The organism is Thermogemmata fonticola, from assembly GCF_013694095.1.
Taxonomy (GTDB): domain Bacteria; phylum Planctomycetota; class Planctomycetia; order Gemmatales; family Gemmataceae; genus Thermogemmata; species Thermogemmata fonticola.
In genome coordinates this window covers 68,880-86,379 of record NZ_JACEFB010000001.1, presented here as the reverse complement: position 1 = coordinate 86,379, position 17,500 = coordinate 68,880, and the positions used below count along the sequence as shown (strand labels likewise).

Here is a 17,500-nt window from a genome sequence, read left to right as displayed (position 1 = left end):
GGACATTGCGGAACTGGGACATTCTGGCACTGTTCCTATTGACGCCTGGATTGCTGCTGTTACAGGAGGCAAAAGCGCTCGGAAATACCACGGACAGTTCATCGGCGATGTTCGTTGCGTATCTTTGGCTACTTGGAGGGAGCGCTTATTGGTTGATCCGAGTGCTGGCCGATTTGGTGCTCGAACGCCGTCCTCTGATGCATGTCAATCTGACAGCGGCAGGTCTTGTTTGCCTTGGTTTGGGTTTAGCGGTTGGCCTAAGTGCTGTGGCGTTGCGCCGTACTGCCAATGAGCAAGCGGAACTTGGACGTCATCCTCCGCCGCTGCAACAAGTCCACGAACAGGCCACGGCTGTGGTCGCTCGAACGACGGCTGAAGTCACAAGCACGCGGGAGGTTCACTACCTCTGCGAACGTCTGTTGGCCTTATGTTGCCATGCAGCTATCCTTGTCGGTCTCTTCTACGTGGGTTGGCGACACTACCAGGAAACACTGACGGGGGTGGCCATGGCCACTCTCTACCTGTTGCTGCCCTACACAGCCTATCATATCGATCAACTTCACCATGTTTGGCCGAGCGCATTTGTGGTCTGGGCGTTGGCCTGGTATCGGCGGCCCGTGTGGGCAGGGTTTCTCGTGGGAGTGGCGTCGGGGACTTCGCTGTTCCCGCTGTTCCTGCTTCCCGCCTGGTGGGGGTTTTATGCGGGACGAGGAGCGGGCCGCTTCCTCATCGCCGCAGGCGGTGCCTTGCTGTTCACAATCACTCTGACGGCTTCAATCTACTGGTTGGATGGCCTGTATGTCACGCGACTTATCGCCGCCATGCATCTGTGGGAATGGCAACTCTGGCATCTGCCAGCCCGCGAAGGAATCTGGACTGCCGTCCATTGGGCTTACCGTTTACCGGTATTTGTTCTCTTCATCGCTTTCGTGATCGCAAGTGCATTCTGGCCACGTCCCCGAAATTTGGCTCACCTGATCGCGTTCAATGCCGCTATCGTTCTCGGCGTGCAATTCTGGTACGCTGATTGCGGCGGAATCTATGTCCTGTGGTACCTGCCGCTGCTGATTCTCCTGGTGTGCCGGCCGAACCTGACCTTGGCCGAACCACCAGCATCCATGGGAAATCTAATGACTCGACTGACGCTTTGGGGCAATCGGCGCCCCGCGGCGGTTCAAGGAACGGCCAAAGAGCTGGCTGTTTAGCAGGTGTTGCTTGGACCGAGGTCCCTCCTGCTTCCCACTACAATCTCTGAGAACAACTTACCAGCCGCCAACTACAGCCACGGTTCGGCGGCTCTTCTTGCTTCTGGGGGAAAAGGGGGATAAGATTCCGTCAAATAGAGTTTATCACGCAAACGGAAGAGACTATGCCGCGCAAACCAACGAAAACGCAGAAGAAGCAAATCGTGGCATTCAAGGTGGAAGATGAGTTGGCCCGCTTCCTGGATGCTTTGCCGAATAAAAGCGAGTTCATCCGCCGGGCGATCTTGGCCCAATTCAACATGACCTGTCCCCTTTGCAGCGGGACAGGCGTAGTGGAAAAGGGGATTCACGATCACTTCCAGGGAGTGATCGAGTCGAATTTATCCCGACCGTGTGAGAAATGCAAAACCACCGTGACATTCCCTTTGCATTTGGAAGCGGTACCCGCGGCGGATCGGGATCGTATTCGTCAATTTCTCCACGGCGGGCCGCTCTATTGCAGCAAGTGCTACCCCAGTGTTCCCCCCTGCGATGATTGTGGTTGGCACGTCATGATGGAAAAAATCGCGGAGCATTTCCGCAAAATGCACGCGCGGAGCTAATGACAGCACCAGTGTGGTCATCGCTTCCCGTACCCTTGGCACAGGGTTCTCTAATTTATCCATATTGATTGGATAGAAAAACAGGATGCCGGAAGTTGTGAAGAAAGCCAGTCATTCGCAGGATACCCTTGTCGGTGAGTCAGAAAGGTCGTAGGATAAAAACAACTCGGTGAGGATCGTCATTGCCACGGTTGAACCTGTGAACAGGAGATATAAAGCCGCATACGGGTTGTGTTGAGAATCGGCCTTACCAACGAGTTGAGTCGCTCACGCTAGCAAGTCAGTAGGATAACATGAGTATTTCCGATTCCGCGGTAGCTCAATGGTAGAGCAGCCGGCTGTTAACCGGCGGGTTGAAGGTTCGAGTCCTTCCCGCGGAGCTTTCCACTTTTTCTACGAGCCGAACCGCCAGACGGGTTGACGCCAGACGCCGAGAGCCGATGCTCTCGGCGTTTCGCGTTTCCGGCCTTTTCTCCGGGGTTTCCGCGGTCCTGTTCCCGCCGCCCGCGCTCTTCGGTTCGGGCGAGATCAGCCGGGGTCCGAGTGCGACCCGGCGGGTTACGCTCGGGCCGCCGAAATCTCGCGGCCAAACTCTCAGACTCTCTGGTTGACGACCCCCGCCGAGTTACCAACTCTGTCCCGCTCGCGGTTACGGAATGCTCTGTTCCGTATCCCGCTTCTTCCGTGGCCTGTTGCGTCAGTCCGAACCCGCGCCGGGTAGGTATCAGGTAGAGGCTTCGCTTTCCCGGTCCCCGCCAGACAGCAGGCCGTTCGCCGGCGAAGGTCGCTGCGGGTGCTTCCCTCGGAGGTCCCCATGCGACTGTGCGACGATCCCTTGTCCCTCACCCCCCAAGAACGCCTCCGCGAGGTCGCCCGCCTCCTCGCCGCGGGCGTGCTGCGCCTCCGCGCCCACCCCGCGCGGGTCGCCGGCCTGGCCGAGCATCCCGGCCCGGAAAATCCGGCGAAAACCGAGCGAGATTGCCTTGAGGTTCACGGCGAAACCGTGCTCAGTGTCCAGAACGGTTGACGCCCGCCGAGAACCCCGAGACGGAGGACATCGATGAGCCTGAACGTGATGAAAGAACTCGCCGCCCTCGGACGGATGACCGTCAAGGAGCTGCGGGACAAGTACGCCGAAGTCTTCGGCGAGGAGACGCCGGCCCACAACCAGACGTGGCTGGTCCGCCGGATCGCCTGGCGGCTGCAGGCGCTGGCCGAGGGCGACCTGTCCGAACGCGCCCGCCAGCGCGCCGCCGAGCTGGCCAATGACGCTGACCTGCGGATGAACCCGCCCAAGGCACTCCCGGTCGCTGCGGCCGAGCCGGCGGCGACCAAGGTCCTGCCCTTCAAGCCCGACGACCGCCTGCCGCCGCCGGGCACGCTGATTACCCGCGAGTACCGGGGCGAGACGGTGCAGGTAAAGGTCCTGCCCAACGGCTTCGAGTACGAAGGCCAGGTCTATCGCTCCCTGAGCGCCGTCGCCAAGGCGATCACCGGGTCGCACTGCAACGGCTACTTCTTCTTCCGCCTGGGCGGGAAAGGAGACGACCGATGAAGAAGGCACAACCCCGGGCGACCCTGCCCGTCGTCCGCTGCGCGGTCTACACCCGCAAGTCCACCGACGAGGGGCTGGAGCAGGAGTTCAACTCGCTGGACGCCCAGCGCGAGGCCGGCGATGCGTTCGTCAGGAGCCAGGCCGGTGAGGGCTGGACGCTACTGCCGGACCGCTACGACGACGGCGGCTTCACCGGCGGCAACATGGAGCGGCCCGCGCTCCAGCGCCTGCTGGCCGACATCGAGGCCGGCCGGATCGACTGCGTGGTGGTCTACAAGGTGGACCGCCTCAGCCGCAGCCTGCTCGACTTCGCCAGGATGATGGAGACGTTCGAGAAGTACCACGTCTCCTTCGTGTCGGTCACCCAGCAGTTCAACACCGCGACCTCGATGGGGCGGCTGGTGCTGAACGTGCTGTTGTCCTTCGCCCAGTTCGAGCGCGAGATCATCTCCGAGCGCACCCGCGACAAGATCGCCGCCACGCGCCGCAAGGGGAAGTGGGCCGGAGGGCACCCGCTCCTCGGCTACGACGTGGACCCGCGCGGCTTCCGGCTGGTCGTCAACGAGGCCGAGGCCGAGCGCGTGCGGGCCATCTTCGCCCTCTACCTGGAGCACGAGTCGCTGCTGCCCGTGGTGCAAGAGCTGGAGCGGCGGGGCTGGCGGAACAAGCGCTGGCAGACCCGCAAGGGCCGTGAGCGCGGCGGCAAGCCGTTCACCCGCACGAACCTGCACCGCCTGCTGACCAACGTCGCCTACGTCGGCAAGATCAGGTACAAGCACGAGGTCCACAACGGCGAGCACCCTGCCATCGTGGACCCGGCCGTCTTCGCCCGCGTCCAGGCACTGCTGCACCGCAACGGCCGGACCCGCGGCGCGCCGGTGCGGAACAAGTTCGGGGCGCTGCTCAAGGGCCTCTTGCGCTGCGTCCCCTGCGGCTGTGCCATGACGCCGACCCACACGACCAAGGACGGCAACAAGCGTTACCGCTACTACGTCTGCTCCTCGGCCCAGAAGCGTGGCTGGAACACCTGCCCGTCCAAGTCCATTCCCGCTGCCCAGATCGAGCAGCTCGTCGTCGAGCAGATCCGCTGCATCGGCAAGGACCCCGACCTGCTGCAGGCGACCATCACCCAGGCCCGCGCTCAGGACGAGGCCCGCCTGGCGGAGCTGGAGGCCGAGCGGCGCGGGCTGGACCGCGAACTGGCCCGCTGGCACGCCGAGCTGCAGAAGATCCCGCCGAACCCCGTGGACGACCCGACCATCGCCCGCCTGGCGGACCTGCAGGAGCGCATCCGCCTGGCCGAGGACCGGACCGGGCGGGTGCGGGAGGAGGCGGCCGCCATCCGCCGGCGGCGGATCGACGATGACGAGGTCGCCCTGGCGCTGTCGGTCTTCGACCCGGTGTGGGAGTCGCTCACGCCCGCCGAGCAGGCCCGCGTGGTGCAGCTGCTCGTCGAGCGGGTGGACTACGACGGGGCCAGGGGGAAGGTGTCGATCACGTTCCAGCCGGCGGGCATCAAGACCCTGGCCGATGAGCTGGCGGACCAGGGCGGGAGGGAGAAGATCGCATGACCGAGACGCTGACCGTCGAGTGTGACGTCCACTTCTACCGGCGTGGCCGAGGCAGCCGCAAGGAGCTGCGGCCGGGCGGGGAGCCGCCGCGCCCGGCCACGCCGGGCCGGGTGCCGCGGATCGCCCGGCTGATGGCGCTGGCCATCCGGTTCGACAGCCTCCTCCGCGCCGGGGAGATCGCCCACTACACCGAGCTGGCCCGCCTCGGGCACGTCACCCGGGCGCGGGTGAGCCAGATCATGAACCTGGTCTACCTGGCCCCCGACATCCAAGAGGCGATCTTGTTCCTGCCCCGGACCGTCCGGGGCCGTGACCCGATTCACCTGCGCCAGCTGCAACCGATTGCAGCTGCGCTGGATTGGGGAAAACAGCGGCGGATGTGGCAAGAATTAATGGCGCAGGCCGCACAGCCCGTACAGGCCGCAACCCACTAGTAAATCTGACCTTGCTGAGGTTCCGATCCTCTTGTAAGCCGACTCTGAAGTTGTCTCGGCACCGCCCAACATGTTACTATACCGCCGTTCATAGGAACGGAAAGTCTCGTCCGAACGAAGGTGCTTCGCCACGAACCCGGCCGACGGCGGCACCGATGTGTCGTCCGGCGGTGACGGAAAGGGGGCGAAGCGGCATGTCGCGTGCGTTTTCGATTCCGACTGTGTTGAGGATGGTTCCCAACTGCCTGCTGAAGGAATTCTTCCAGCGGCTCGGGCACGGCGACCTCGGCATCGCGTGGGAGGGGCTGGGCGAGCGCGAGATCGAGCCGATCGTGCAGGCGCTGAACGCGCTGACGCCGGCTCAGTTCGACAACGTCGAGGGGGCGCTGCACAACGTCTTCGATCTGGCCTGCGAGACGGGGATCGGCGCCATCATCGAGGCCGGCGTCTTGGCCGGCGACCCCGACCTGCCGGCCGCCATGCCGCAAGATGGCGGCCCCTACCACAAGGCGATGTGGGCGTGGTTGAACCGCACTGAGATCGTCAACCGGGCGATCCTGATCCACCAGGTCGAGCACCTGGCCTGGTGGCGCAAGCGCAAGGACCTGCCACAGGTCGAGCCGGACAAGTCGCCGGCGACCCTCAAGCAGCTCGAAAAGGGCCTGTCCGACCTGCTGCTGTGTGAGCAGGGGCGGGGCAAGGTCTGCACGGTGGAAACCCTCACCCGCCGCGGGACGGACTACTTCTTCGCCCACCCCGACGACTTCGTCCAGAACGTCACCGCCCACGACCAGGACGGCAAGCTCGCGCCGCGGACCTTCCGCCAGACGTTCGCCATCGTCTTCGCCTACAACCGCGCCGAGGGCACGCTGGAGCTGTTCGCCAAGGTGCCGCCCAAGATCAAGCCGCGGCTGGAAGAGCTGTTCGCCCAGATCGTCCTGGGCGTCGAGCTGGAGGACTGGAACCCCGACGCGGCCTACGACCTGAACGGGCTCAAGCACCGGACCTTCTCCCTGGCCACGGACCCCGAGGACTGCGTGCGGGCGCGCGTCCGCCGGCTGCGGCTGTCGTTCAAGAACAGCCACCGGCGCATGGTCCTGGAGGCCGACCCCGACGCCGGCCCGGACGACGTCTACGACATGCTGGACGAGGTCCTCAACAAGGAGCGCGTGCCGCTGTCGTCGGTCAACGTCACGATGGTCACCTTCTGCTTCGAGTTCCTGCCGCTCGACGGCCGCAAGCCGGGCACACTGACGTTCGACGTGGCGTACCCGAGCAGCTGCAGCCTGCGGAACCAGCGGCCCGAGCGGATCGAGCTGGCCCAGAAGTACCTCAAACGGTGGAACATCGATGGTGTCCGATCCGTTGCCCCTGATGTTGCAGCGGCTGGATGACGAGCCGCCGGTGTTCTTCGCGGAGGAGGCCCACAAGCACCTCGGCCCCGCACTGGAACGGCTGGTCGGCCTCGGGCTGTTGCGCGAGACGACGCCGGCCACGTCCGCGCCGTGCTGGGACTGCGGGCGCGGTTACGTCGGCCGCGTCGAGTTCGTCACCAGCAGCCGGACGGGGCGGCGGCACGCCTACATCCCCTGCCCGGAGTGCGGGGCCGTCGAGGTCCCGCTCGACCGCCTGAAGCGGTGGGCCGTGGACGTACCGGCACTCCTCGCCGCCGTGTCCGACGCCGCGGGCGTCCGCGGGCCGCCCGCCGAGGCCGTGACCGGGCACCTCTGGCGCGTGGGCAAGGCGACCTGGGGGCAGCGCCCGCGCGAGGTCTACTTCGCCCGGCACGTCTACGAGGATAGCCGCCCCGCCCTCACCGCCGAGATGTCCCGCCGGCCCAAGGCCCTGCTCTTCTTGCCCACGGAAGCGAGCGTCCGGCGCTGGGGCAGCGCGACCACGAACCTGGCCATCGCCCTGGAGTCCGTGGTCACCTTCGGGCCGGCCGCGCTTTCCTTCGACATGGCCTACGTCGAAAGCCGGCTGACCGACTCGGGGCTGACCGACGGGGTCAAGGCGAAGCGGCCGCCCCGCAAGCGGGCCGAGCGGGCCGGCAAGATCGAGGCGCTGGTCCGTGAGATGGCGGAACACCTCTTGGCGGCCAGGGACTACGCTTACGCGACCAAGGAACGGACGGGCACCCCGGAGCTGCTCCCCCGGCCGAGCCAGAAGGACCTGGCGAAGCGCACCGGGCTGACGAAGGCCGACGTCAGCCGCTGCCTGGCCGACGAGTCGGCGCGCGAGCTGCGCCTGTACTGGGAGACGGCCCTGGACCTGGACCAGATCATGCGCTGGAAGGGGAGGCCGCGCGGGCAGAAGACGGGGTAGCGGGTTGCAGTTGCACCGGTTTCGTGCAACTGCAACTCGGGAATTCGTGACCTGATCGAACGGCGGCGCAACGACTTCAGTTGCGCCGCCGTTTTTTCGCGCGCCGGTCATGCAACCCGGCCGGCGGGTGGTCGCTGTGCAACGGGCACGGCGGGATCAACCACCCGTTCGGGCAAAGGGTCATGAAACCAGACACGAGGCAATCTCCAACTCCCCAACCCCATCCTCACAGTTCGGCGAGTCCGAAACAGCTCGATGCCTTCGCGGCGCGCCTGATCCGCCGCAAGGCCCGGCAGCTCGTGGGCCGGGCCGGCTTCACCCGGAGTGACCGGGACGACATCGAGCAGGAACTCGCCCTCAAGCTGCTCAAGCAGCTGTCGGCCTTCGACCCCGGCGAGGCCCACTGGCACGTCTTCGTCACCACCGTGGTCGAGCGGTACGCCGCCAGCCTCCTCCGCGACAAGCGGGCGGAAAAGCGCGACCACCGGCGGGCCACGTCGCTGCACGTCCTGATCGAGACCGGCGACAACGGCCCGGTCGAGCTGGCCGAAACGGTCGGCCGGCGCGAGCAGGACGCCCGGCTCGGCCGCGACCCCCGCAGCGACGAGGAGCGGGCGCAGCTCGCCGGCGACGTGGCCGACGTGCTGGCCGACCTGCCGGCGGACCTCCGGGACGTGGCCGAGCGGCTCAAGCACGACTCCGTCTCCCAGGTAGCCCGCGACCTGGGCCTGCCGCGCACGACGCTGCTGCGGCGAATGGAACACGTCCGCCGCGCCTTCGAGGGCGCGGGGCTACGGGATTATCTCTGAGCCCTGCGTCAACCCGCCTGCGGACCGGGTAGGTCTACGGGTAGAGGCCCGTCATTCGGAAGAGGCGCGACATGACCAAGGAACTCTACCGCTACTCCTTCCCGCCGCACGTCCCGCTCGAGGAGGTCGAGGCCACGCTGCTGTTGGCCATCTGGGGCACGGAGAGCCTGCACGGCGAAGCCCAGGTCCGCCTCGACGCGGCCCATCTCTTGGACCGCGACCGGCGTGCCTGCGTCATCGACGCGGGCACGCCGGTCGGCCGGGACTGCAACCGGCTGTTCGTCGGCTTCATCCGCCGCGAGTTCGGCGCGGACGGTTTCCGCGTCGAGCGCGTCACCGACAAGACCAACCACCAACCCGAGGAGGTCCACGCATGAGCCTCTTGGCCCGCGTCCAGCGGGGCCGCACCCCGAAGCCGCCGCGACTGCTCGTCTACGGCACCGAGGGGATCGGCAAGTCCACCTTCGCGGCCGGCGCGCCCAGGCCGGTCTTCGTCCAGACCGAGGACGGCCTGGACGAGATCGACTGCGACAAGTTCCCCCTGGCGACCACCTACGACGAGGTCCTAGCCGCGCTGGCCGGGCTGCGGGCCGAGCCGCACGAGTACGAGACGGTCGTCATCGACAGCCTCGACTGGCTGGAGCGGATGATCTGGGACAAGGTCTGCCAGGAGTCCGGGGCCAAGAGCATCGAGAAGGCCGACGGCGGCTACGCCAAGGGCTACACGCACGCCCTGACCTACTGGCGCGAGGTCGTCGAGCACCTCAACGCGCTCCGCAACACGCGCGGCATGGTCGTCGTGCTGATCGCGCACGCCAAGGTCGAGAAGTTCGAGGACCCGGAGTCGTCGCCCTACGACCGCTACTCGCCGCGCCTGCACAAGCACGCCAGCGCGCTGGTCAGCGAGTGGTGCGACGCGGTGCTGTTCGCCACGCGGAAGGTCCGCACGCAGACGGAGGACGCCGGATTCGGCCGCAAGCGCACCATCGCCCACGCGCTGGGCAAGGACGGCGGCGAGCGCGTGCTGCGGACCGTCGGCGGCCCCTCGTGCATCGCCAAGAACCGTTACGGGCTGACCGAGGACCTGCCCCTGTCGTGGGCTGCCTTCGTCGCGGCCCTTTCCAACCACCAACCCACCCAAGGAGCGAACGAACATGGCTGACCTCCGTGGCTTCGACGCCAACCATGTCGAACCGACCAGCGACTTCGACCCGATCCCCGCCGGCAAGTACCTGGCCGTCATCACCGAGTCGGAGATGAAGCCGAACAAGGCCAACACGGGCCACTTCCTCCAGCTCACCTTCCAGATCGTCGAGGGGCCGTACAAGAACCGCTACCTGTGGGCGCGGCTCAACCTCGACAACCCGAACGCGACGGCGGTGCAGATCGCCCGCGCCGAGTTGTCCGCCATCTGCCGGGCCGTGGGCGTGCTGGCCCCCAACGACTCGGTCGAGCTGCACAACCTGCCCCTGGTCATCTCCGTGAAGTGCAAGAAGCGCGACGACACCGGCGAGATCACCAACGAAATCAAGGGCTACACGAAGAAGGAAGCCCTGCAGCCCGGGACGGCAGGCACGCAGCCGTCCGCCAACAGCACGCCGCCGTGGAGGCGCAACTGATGTTCGAGGCCGAGCTGCCCTACCCGCCGTCGATCAACCACTACTGGCGGCGGGTGGGGTTCCGCACCCTGATCAGCCGCGAGGGCCGCCGCTTCCGCCAGCGCGTGCTGGCGATCCTCGCGGCCCGGCGCGTCAACCCGCTGAGCGGACCGCTGGCGGTGGAGGTCGATGTCTACCCGCCCGACCGCCGGCGGCGCGACATCGATAACGTGCAGAAGGCCCTCCTCGACGCCCTCCAGCACGGGGGCGTCTACGGTGACGATAGCCAAGTCGTCCGGCTCGCCATCGTCAAGTGCGACCCCGTCGAGGGCGGGAAAACCGTGGTCCGCGTCCGGTGCGTCTGATGCTGCTCTTGCGACCCTACCAGGAGGCGGCCAAGGCCGCGCTGTACGACCACCTGCGCGTGCGGGACGACAACCCGTGCGTGGTGATCCCCACCGCTGGCGGCAAGACGCCCGTCATTGCGTCGGTCTGCAAGGACGCCGTGGGCCTGTGGCAGGGCCGCGTGCTGATCCTGGCCCACGTCAAGGAGCTGCTGGAGCAGGCGGCCGACAAGCTCAACGCGGTCTGCCCCGAGGTCCGCTTCGGCGTCTACTCGGCGGGCCTCAAGCGCCGCGACACCGCGCACCCGGTGATCATTGCCGGCATCCAGTCGGTCTACAAGCGGGCCTGCGAACTGGAGGCGTTCGACCTCGTCGTCATCGACGAGGCGCACATGATCCCGCCCGAAGGTGACGGCATGTACCGCCAATTCCTGGCCGACGCCCGCACCATCAACCCCAACCTGCGGATCATCGGCTTCACGGCGACGCCGTTCCGCCTCAAGACCGGGTCGATCTGCACGCCGGACGGCTTCCTCAACCACGTCTGCTACGAGGTCGGCGTCCGCGAGCTGATCGTGGGCGGATACCTCTGCCCGCTGGTCACCAAGGCGGGCAAGGCGAAGGCCGACACCAGCGGGCTGCACGTCCGGGGCGGCGAGTACATCGCCGGCGAGGTCGAGGACCTGATGGACAACGACGCGCTGGTCGAGGCCGCCTGCGACGAGATCGTCGAGCAGACCCGCAGCCGCAATGCGGTGCTGATCTTCGCCAGCGGGGTCAAGCACGGCGAGCACATCGTCTCGGTGCTGAAGGCGAAGTACGGCATTGACTGCGGCTTCGTCACCGGCGACACGGCGCTCGACGAGCGGGACGCGACCCTGGCCCGGTTTAAGGCCGGCGTGCTCAAGTACCTGTGCAACGTCAACGTGCTGACCACCGGCTTCGATGCGCCGAATATCGACTGCGTGGCGCTGCTGCGCCCGACGCTGTCGGCCGGGCTGTACTACCAGATGGTCGGCCGCGGCTTCCGCCTGCACCCAAGCAAGGCCAACTGCCTGGTGCTCGACTTCGGCGGCAACGTGCTGCGGCACGGCCCCGTGGACCAGATCAAGGTCAGGGAGCGCGACGCCGGCGGCGGGCCGGCCCCGGCCAAGGAGTGCCCCGAGTGCAATTCGGTCATCGCCGCCGGCTACGCCCGCTGCCCCGACTGCGGCTACGAGTTCCCGCCGCCGGAGCGACAGAAGCACGACGCCAAGGCGAGCGAGGCCGGCATCCTCTCCGGGCAGGTGACGACCAAGAAGTACCCCGTGCGGGACGTGTTCTACAGCGTCCACCGCAAGCGCGGCGCGGGCGACGACGCCCCGAAGTCGATGCGCGTGGACTACAAGGTCGGCTTCCACGACTTCAAGTCCGAGTGGGTCTGCTTCGAGCACACCGGCTATGCCCGGCACAAGGCAGTCGCCTGGTGGAAGCGGCGCTCGCCCGATCCAGTCCCGGATACTGCCGAGGAAGCGGTTGCCCTGGCGCAGGCGGGACGCCTGGCCCCCACGCGGGAGATCACCGTCCGCAGTGTCACCGGCGAGGACTACGACCGAGTCATCGGCTATGAACTCGGCGACATCCCTCCGCCGCTGGAGGGCGAGCATCTGGCCGATGATGCCCTCGGCGATCTGCCTGAGAACGCGCTCGACTTCCCGTTCGGGTACAACGCGGTCACCGCGGAGGAGGAGATTCCGTGGTGACGCCGAACGAGCTGCTGACCGCCGCTCTCCGCTATGCCGAGCTGGGCTACCGGGTGTTCCCCTGCGCGCCCGGCACGAAGGTCCCGCTCACCGAGCACGGCTTCCACGACGCGACCATCGACCCCGACCAGATCGAGCGCTGGTGGACGCAGCACCCCAGCGCCAACGTCGCCGTCGCCACGGAGGGGCTGGTCATCATCGACATCGACGGCGACGCCAACTCCTGGCCCGGCGGCAACCCCGAGCGGATGTTCGACCTGGCGGCGGGGCCGATGGCCATCACGCCGCGCGGCGGTAGCCACCGCGTGTTCCGCCAGCCGGCGGGCAAGGGCTGGCGCTGCACCGAAGGGCGGCTCGCCCCGAAGGTCGATACCCGCGCCGACGGCGGCTACATCGTGGCCCCGCCGTCCGTGATCGAGGGAGGGAAGGCCTACCGCTGGGCACCGGGTCTGGAGCTGGACGACCCGCCCGACCGCCTCCCCGAACCGCCGCCGTGGTTGGCCCAGGAACTCGACGGGTTGGCCAACGGAACGCCCACGTCGGCCCACGTCGCGGCCGGTCCGCCCGAGGCGAACCAAATCCCCAAGGGGCAACGGAACGCGACCCTGGCGCGCCTGGCGGGGGCGATGCGGCGGGTGGGGATGTCCCAGGCCGAGATGGCGGCGGCGCTCCTCCGCGTCAACGCCGACCGCTGTGCCCCGCCGCTGCCGCCGCGCGAGGTCGAGCGGATCGCGTCGAGCGTCGCCCGCTACGAGCCGGACCAGGTCGCGGTCGCGCTGGCCGAGAACCACTGGGACCAGATGTACGCTGAGGGGCCGGGCGACGAGGCCCCCGACAACCCGGACCCCGGCCCGATCCCCGACGAGCTGCTTTGCGTCCCCGGCTTCATCGGCGAGGTGATGACGTACACGCTCCAGACCGCGCCCTACCCGGAGCGGGCGCTCGCCTTCTGCGGGGCGCTGTCGCTGCAGGCGCTGCTCGCCGGCCGCAAGGTCCGCGACGCCGCCGATAACCGCACCAACCTCTACGTCCTCGGCCTGGCCAACTCCGGGGCGGGCAAGGACTACCCGCGCAAGGTCAACCAGAAGGTGCTGCTGGAGGCCGGACTGACCGAAAGCCTGGGCGACACCTTCGCCAGCGGCGAGGGGATCGAGGACCGGCTGTTCCTGCACCCGTCCGTGCTGTTCCAGACTGACGAGATCGACGGCCTGATGACCAAGATCAACCTCGGCAAGGACGCGCGGCACGAGGGGATCATGAACGTGCTGCTCAAGATGTACACCAGCGCCAGCGCGCTCTACCCGATGCGGGTCAAGGCGGGCAAGGAGCCGGGCGTCATCGACCAGCCGTGCCTGTGCATCTTCGGCACCGCCATCCCCAAGCACTACTACGAGGCGCTGTCGCTGAAGATGCTCACTAACGGCTTCTTCGCCCGCATGCTCATCCTCGAGACGGGCAAGCGCGGCCGGGGCCAGGACGCGGTCGTCCGCGACCTGCCGGCGCCGGTCCTGGCGACGGCGCGATGGTGGGCGGACTTCTGTCCGGGGGAGAAGCGTGGCAACCTGGCGGACTGGCACCCCATCCCCAAGGTCGTCGAGGCCACGCCCGAGGCCGCCGACGTCTTGCGGGCATTTCGCCAACGGGCCGACGACCAGTACTCGCTGGCCGAGGACAAGGGCGACCCGGTGGGCATGGCGATTTGGGCGCGGGCCAACGAGAAGGCCCGCCGGCTGGCGCTGGTCTACGCCTGCAGCGCCAACCACCTCGACCCGCGGATCGACGCGGACGCGGCCCGCTGGGCGTGCGCCTTCGTCGAGCACCAGACCCGCCGCATGCTCTTCATGGCCGGCGAGTACGTCAGCGAGAACGAGTTCGACGCCCGCTGCAAGAAGCTGGTGGTGACGCTGCGCAAGTGGCAGGAGAAGCACGGCGACGCCTGGATGCCCTTCTGGCAGATCAACCGCAAGCACCCCTGGAGCGAGCGCGAGCACGAGGAGGTCCGCACCACGCTCTTGAACCAGCGGCTGATCGAGTACACGGAGGTCCGCACGGCGGGACGCCCCAGCAAGCTCTACCGGCTGCTGGGGGCCTCTTGACCGGGGCGGCTCGCAAGAGGGCTTCTTGCGCGTGCAAGAAGGGTGGGGCGGGGAGCAAGAAGTCAAAAGGTCGGCAAGAAGGTGGAGGTCGAAACATGCGAAGAGACAAGGACATTCAGCCGCTCCCCTCCCTTCTTGACTTCTTGCACCCCCTATCCCTCGCGGGCGAATCCGGCCCGCCCGCGCGCATACGCGAGGGAGGGGGAGCAAAAGGTCAAGAAGTCGTCGGGTAGGTACTTCCCGCCCGTTCTGCGGCCCGGCCCCGCGGCGGGAACAGCCGCCAAGCACCGTACAGTTTGTTTTGCTTGTCCGAATGCGTGAAGGGAGACGCTGGTCGTGAAGATCGAACTCCGCAAGCTGACTGACATCCGGCCCTACGAGAACAACCCGCGCCACAACAACGATGCCGTCGACGCCGTGGCGGCCTCGATCCGCGAGTTCGGCTTCCGTCAGCCGATCGTGGTCGATCCCGAGGGCGTCATCGTCGTGGGCCACACCCGCTACAAGGCCGCGCTCCAGCTCGGTCTGGAGAAAGTGCCGGTCCATGTCGCCACGGACCTGACGCCGGAGCAGATCAAAGCCTACCGCATCGCCGACAACAAGACCAACGAACTGTCGGACTGGAACTATGACCTGTTGCCGATCGAGCTGAGCGAATTGCAAGCCTGCAATTACGACCTCGGCCTGCTCGGCTTCGACCCGGACGAACTGGCCAGGCTGCTCGACCCCGGCGTCAAGGACGGCCTGTGCGATCCCGACGAAGTGCCAGCCCCGCCTGACGAGGCGACCACGCGGCCAGGCGATCTCTGGCTGCTGGGCGACCACCGCCTGCTCTGCGGCGACAGCGGCAAGCCCGAGGATGTGGACCGGCTGCTTAAGGGCGCGCCGATCCACCTGGTGAACACCGACCCGCCCTACAACGTGAAGGTCGAGCCGCGTTCCAACAACGCCATCGCCGCTGGGTTGTCGTCTTTCCCCGCCAGCAAGGCGGAGGTCATTGACGTTGTCGATGCCCGCGGCCTGCACCACCAGGGCTTCGACCTGGCTCGCGACGCCAGCAAAGCGAGGCCAACGCATAAAAAGCTCCGGCCCAAGGACCGGCCGTTGGCCAACGACTTCGTCTCGGATGAGGCGTTCGACCAGATGCTGCACGCCTGGTTCGGCAACCTGGCTCGCGTGTTGCTGCCTGGTCGCAGTTTCTACATCTGGGGCGGCTATGCGAACCTCGGCAACTACCCGCCGGTACTCAAGGCGCACGGGCTTTACTTTTCCCAAGGCATCGTTTGGGACAAGCAGCATCCGGTGTTGACGCGCAAGGACTTCATGGGCTGCTTTGAGCTCGCGTTCTACGGCTGGAAAGAAGGCGCTGCCCACCAGTTCTTCGGGCCGAACAACGCGACCGACCTGTGGCACGTCAAGAAGGTCAATCCGCAAAACATGGTCCATCTCTGCCTGCACCCCGACGCGCTCGTCTTGACCGAAGCGGGGTTCCGGGCGATCCGCTCCCTTCAGATTGGCGACCGCGTCTTCGCAGGCGATGGCGCCTTTCACCGGGTCGAGCACGTCTCGGTGCATTCCTACACCTCGGAGCACCTCTACCGCATCGTCGCCAAGGGAGGCAATGCCGACACCCTGGCGTCCGATAATCATCCATTTCTGGTCTGGCGGCCTGCGAAACGTGGCCAGCGAATCATCGGCGGCGACGTCGGCTGGGTGCGTGCCGACGAGATCCGTGTCGGCGATTACACCATGACACCCCTCCTGGCGGAGTCCGACGCCGACCCGTTCCCGGAGCTGGACGAGGAGGATTGGTTCCTCTTCGGGCTCTACCTGGCCCAGGGCCACTTACAGCGTGCCGGCCACGGGGACCGCCGCTACCCGGCCTTTTCGCTCCACAAACGCCGCCAGGACCTGATGGAGCGCATCTGGGCAAAGTGGCCCCAGGCCCGCGAGTACGACCACAACGACTACCGCCTGGAGCCGACCAGCGGCACGGTGGTGATGGCGTTCGACGGCGAGGCCGGCGAACGATTCGAAGCCCTGGGTGGCCGTCTCGCGCAGGGCAAGCGGTTGGCCCCCGCATGTTTCGCCCTGCCCCGGTCGAAGCGCGTTGCGATCCTACAGGGCTGGCTTTCTGGCGACGGCTGCATGGTGCAGGACCGCACCTACTGGCAGGGAAGCACCGTCTCCGCGGACTTGGCCGCGCACCTCTGCCTGCTCGCGGAGTCGGTTGGCTACCGGGCGAACGTCTACAGCTACGATCCGCCCGAGGAACTGGGCGGCATCGGCCAGCGCAGGTTCCGGAGTCGGCGGCGCGTCTACTACCTGTACTTCTACGAGCTGGGCCGCCTTGCCCGGCGCGGCTGCCCCTTGCGGCTGGAGCACGACGGGCGTGAGTACTCGCTGCGCCGGGTCAAGCGCGTCGAGCAGGTGAAGTACCGTGGCGACGTGTGGAACCTGAGCGTGGAGGGGCATCCGTCCTTTGTGACGGCCGTTGGGCTTTCGCACAACACCGAGAAGCCGGTCGAGCTGGCGGTGCGGGCCATGCAGTACTCATCCCGGCCCGGCGAGAACGTGCTGGACCTGTTCGGCGGCAGCGGCTCGACGCTGATCGCCGCTGAGCAGACGGGACGGCGCGCGTTCGTGATGGAGCTGGACCCGCTCTATTGCGACGTCATCGTCCAAAGGTTCGAGCAATTCAGCGGCAAAAAGGCCGAGCGGATTCCCGCGCCGGAGGAGGCCACCGCATGATCTACTTGGCGTCGCCCTATTCGCATCCCGACCCGGCCGTCCGCGAGGAACGCTATCGCGCCGCGTGCCAGGCGGCCGCAGCGCTCTTGCTGGCGGGCCAGCCGGTCTGTTCGCCGATCGTCCACAGCCATCCGCTGGTGGCGTATGGTCTGCCGACCGGCTGGGTTTTCTGGTCCCGGTTCGACCGAGCCCTGCTGGCCCGGTGCGACGAGGTGCTGGTCCTGATGCTGCCTGGCTGGCAGGAGAGCGTCGGCGTGCAGGCGGAGATCCGCATCGCGCGGGAGTTGGGCAAGCCGGTGCGGTATCTGGCCCCGGAGTTGGCCACAGGAACGCCCACGTTGGCCCGTGTGGCGGCCGGTTGGCCGGAGGCGGACCCGAGCCCAACCGTGGCCAACGCAACGGCCGTGTTGGCCAACGGCGCTTCGGAGGTGCCCGGATGAACGCGACCAACGAGAAGAGACCCGGCCA

17 protein-coding genes and 1 tRNA gene are annotated in these 17,500 nt (G+C 67.0%); all 18 read left to right on the top strand.

Features of this window, described 5'->3' with window-relative positions:
* Positions 1 to 152 precede the first annotated feature (152 nt).
* The 18 genes from H0921_RS00340 (at position 153) to H0921_RS00250 (ending at position 17,472) form a co-directional block, all read left to right on the top strand.
* Complete coding sequence (locus H0921_RS00340) at positions 153 to 1,205, top strand: hypothetical protein (RefSeq protein WP_194536047.1); 1,053 nt, start codon at positions 153 to 155, stop codon at positions 1,203 to 1,205.
* A 164-nt stretch (positions 1,206 to 1,369) separates the two neighbouring features.
* Positions 1,370 to 1,807: a hypothetical protein gene (locus H0921_RS00335; RefSeq protein ID WP_194536046.1), complete on the top strand. Its 438-nt coding sequence runs from the start codon at positions 1,370 to 1,372 to the stop codon at positions 1,805 to 1,807.
* 308 nt (positions 1,808 to 2,115) lie between these two features.
* Positions 2,116 to 2,187: transfer RNA gene (locus H0921_RS00330), tRNA-Asn, on the top strand.
* Positions 2,188 to 2,621: 434 nt separating this feature from the next.
* Positions 2,622 to 2,834, top strand: a complete 213-nt coding sequence (locus tag H0921_RS00325; protein ID WP_194536045.1) for a hypothetical protein — start codon at positions 2,622 to 2,624, stop codon at positions 2,832 to 2,834.
* 33 nt (positions 2,835 to 2,867) lie between these two features.
* Positions 2,868 to 3,362, top strand: a complete 495-nt coding sequence (locus H0921_RS00320) for a DUF2924 domain-containing protein (protein WP_194536044.1) — start codon at positions 2,868 to 2,870, stop codon at positions 3,360 to 3,362.
* Entirely contained in the window at positions 3,359 to 4,933 is a 1,575-nt protein-coding gene (locus H0921_RS00315) for a recombinase family protein (protein ID WP_194536043.1), read from the top strand. Before H0921_RS00320 ends, H0921_RS00315 begins: the two co-directional genes overlap by 4 nt.
* Positions 4,930 to 5,367 carry a hypothetical protein gene (locus H0921_RS00310; RefSeq protein WP_194536042.1) on the top strand — a complete coding sequence of 146 codons (438 nt, stop codon included), beginning with the start codon at positions 4,930 to 4,932 and terminating at the stop codon, positions 5,365 to 5,367. Before H0921_RS00315 ends, H0921_RS00310 begins: the two co-directional genes overlap by 4 nt.
* Positions 5,368 to 5,561: 194 nt before the next feature.
* Positions 5,562 to 6,761, top strand: coding sequence for a hypothetical protein (locus H0921_RS00305; protein ID WP_194536041.1), 1,200 nt, complete (start codon positions 5,562 to 5,564; stop codon positions 6,759 to 6,761).
* Entirely contained in the window at positions 6,718 to 7,692 is a 975-nt protein-coding gene (locus H0921_RS00300; protein WP_194536040.1) for a hypothetical protein, read from the top strand. The genes H0921_RS00305 and H0921_RS00300 overlap by 44 nt, the downstream gene beginning before the upstream one ends.
* Positions 7,693 to 7,874: 182 nt before the next feature.
* Entirely contained in the window at positions 7,875 to 8,501 is a 627-nt protein-coding gene (locus H0921_RS00295) for a sigma-70 family RNA polymerase sigma factor (RefSeq protein ID WP_194536039.1), read from the top strand.
* A 71-nt stretch (positions 8,502 to 8,572) separates the two neighbouring features.
* The gene (locus H0921_RS00290) at positions 8,573 to 8,878 is read left to right on the top strand and encodes a hypothetical protein (protein WP_194536038.1); all 306 of its coding nucleotides are present in this window, start codon (positions 8,573 to 8,575) and stop codon (positions 8,876 to 8,878) included.
* Positions 8,875 to 9,663 (top strand): ATP-binding protein, encoded by a 789-nt coding sequence (locus tag H0921_RS00285; protein ID WP_194536037.1) that lies wholly within the window; start codon positions 8,875 to 8,877, stop codon positions 9,661 to 9,663. Before H0921_RS00290 ends, H0921_RS00285 begins: the two co-directional genes overlap by 4 nt.
* Complete coding sequence (locus tag H0921_RS00280) at positions 9,656 to 10,120, top strand: DUF669 domain-containing protein (RefSeq protein ID WP_194536036.1); 465 nt, start codon at positions 9,656 to 9,658, stop codon at positions 10,118 to 10,120. The genes H0921_RS00285 and H0921_RS00280 overlap by 8 nt, the downstream gene beginning before the upstream one ends.
* Positions 10,120 to 10,464: a RusA family crossover junction endodeoxyribonuclease gene (locus tag H0921_RS00275; protein ID WP_194536035.1), complete on the top strand. Its 345-nt coding sequence runs from the start codon at positions 10,120 to 10,122 to the stop codon at positions 10,462 to 10,464. The genes H0921_RS00280 and H0921_RS00275 overlap by 1 nt, the downstream gene beginning before the upstream one ends.
* On the top strand, positions 10,464 to 12,185 hold the full coding sequence (locus H0921_RS00270) for a DEAD/DEAH box helicase (protein WP_228498923.1): 1,722 nt from the start codon (positions 10,464 to 10,466) through the stop codon (positions 12,183 to 12,185). Before H0921_RS00275 ends, H0921_RS00270 begins: the two co-directional genes overlap by 1 nt.
* Complete coding sequence (locus H0921_RS00265; RefSeq protein ID WP_194536033.1) at positions 12,179 to 14,281, top strand: bifunctional DNA primase/polymerase; 2,103 nt, start codon at positions 12,179 to 12,181, stop codon at positions 14,279 to 14,281. The genes H0921_RS00270 and H0921_RS00265 overlap by 7 nt, the downstream gene beginning before the upstream one ends.
* Before the next feature lie 336 nt (positions 14,282 to 14,617).
* A complete protein-coding gene (locus H0921_RS17695; RefSeq protein ID WP_315851812.1) occupies positions 14,618 to 17,032 on the top strand; it encodes a DNA methyltransferase in 2,415 nt (804 codons plus the stop codon).
* Positions 17,029 to 17,472, top strand: a complete 444-nt coding sequence (locus H0921_RS00250; RefSeq protein ID WP_194536032.1) for a DUF1937 family protein — start codon at positions 17,029 to 17,031, stop codon at positions 17,470 to 17,472. Before H0921_RS17695 ends, H0921_RS00250 begins: the two co-directional genes overlap by 4 nt.
* Positions 17,473 to 17,500 lie beyond the last annotated feature (28 nt).

What these genes read in the sequence shown, in the direction of transcription:
- H0921_RS00335 (WP_194536046.1), top strand. Translation starts at nt 1,370, where the DNA reads ATGCCGCGCAAACCAACGAAAACGCAGAAGAAGCAAATCGTGGCATTC.
- H0921_RS00325 (WP_194536045.1), top strand. Translation starts at nt 2,622, where the DNA reads ATGCGACTGTGCGACGATCCCTTGTCCCTCACCCCCCAAGAACGCCTC.
- H0921_RS00320 (WP_194536044.1), top strand. Translation starts at nt 2,868, where the DNA reads ATGAGCCTGAACGTGATGAAAGAACTCGCCGCCCTCGGACGGATGACC.
- H0921_RS00315 (WP_194536043.1), top strand. Translation starts at nt 3,359, where the DNA reads ATGAAGAAGGCACAACCCCGGGCGACCCTGCCCGTCGTCCGCTGCGCG.
- H0921_RS00310 (WP_194536042.1), top strand. Translation starts at nt 4,930, where the DNA reads ATGACCGAGACGCTGACCGTCGAGTGTGACGTCCACTTCTACCGGCGT.
- H0921_RS00305 (WP_194536041.1), top strand. Translation starts at nt 5,562, where the DNA reads ATGTCGCGTGCGTTTTCGATTCCGACTGTGTTGAGGATGGTTCCCAAC.
- H0921_RS00300 (WP_194536040.1), top strand. Translation starts at nt 6,718, where the DNA reads ATGGTGTCCGATCCGTTGCCCCTGATGTTGCAGCGGCTGGATGACGAG.
- H0921_RS00295 (WP_194536039.1), top strand. Translation starts at nt 7,875, where the DNA reads ATGAAACCAGACACGAGGCAATCTCCAACTCCCCAACCCCATCCTCAC.
- H0921_RS00290 (WP_194536038.1), top strand. Translation starts at nt 8,573, where the DNA reads ATGACCAAGGAACTCTACCGCTACTCCTTCCCGCCGCACGTCCCGCTC.
- H0921_RS00285 (WP_194536037.1), top strand. Translation starts at nt 8,875, where the DNA reads ATGAGCCTCTTGGCCCGCGTCCAGCGGGGCCGCACCCCGAAGCCGCCG.
- H0921_RS00280 (WP_194536036.1), top strand. Translation starts at nt 9,656, where the DNA reads ATGGCTGACCTCCGTGGCTTCGACGCCAACCATGTCGAACCGACCAGC.
- H0921_RS00275 (WP_194536035.1), top strand. Translation starts at nt 10,120, where the DNA reads ATGTTCGAGGCCGAGCTGCCCTACCCGCCGTCGATCAACCACTACTGG.
- H0921_RS00270 (WP_228498923.1), top strand. Translation starts at nt 10,464, where the DNA reads ATGCTGCTCTTGCGACCCTACCAGGAGGCGGCCAAGGCCGCGCTGTAC.
- H0921_RS00250 (WP_194536032.1), top strand. Translation starts at nt 17,029, where the DNA reads ATGATCTACTTGGCGTCGCCCTATTCGCATCCCGACCCGGCCGTCCGC.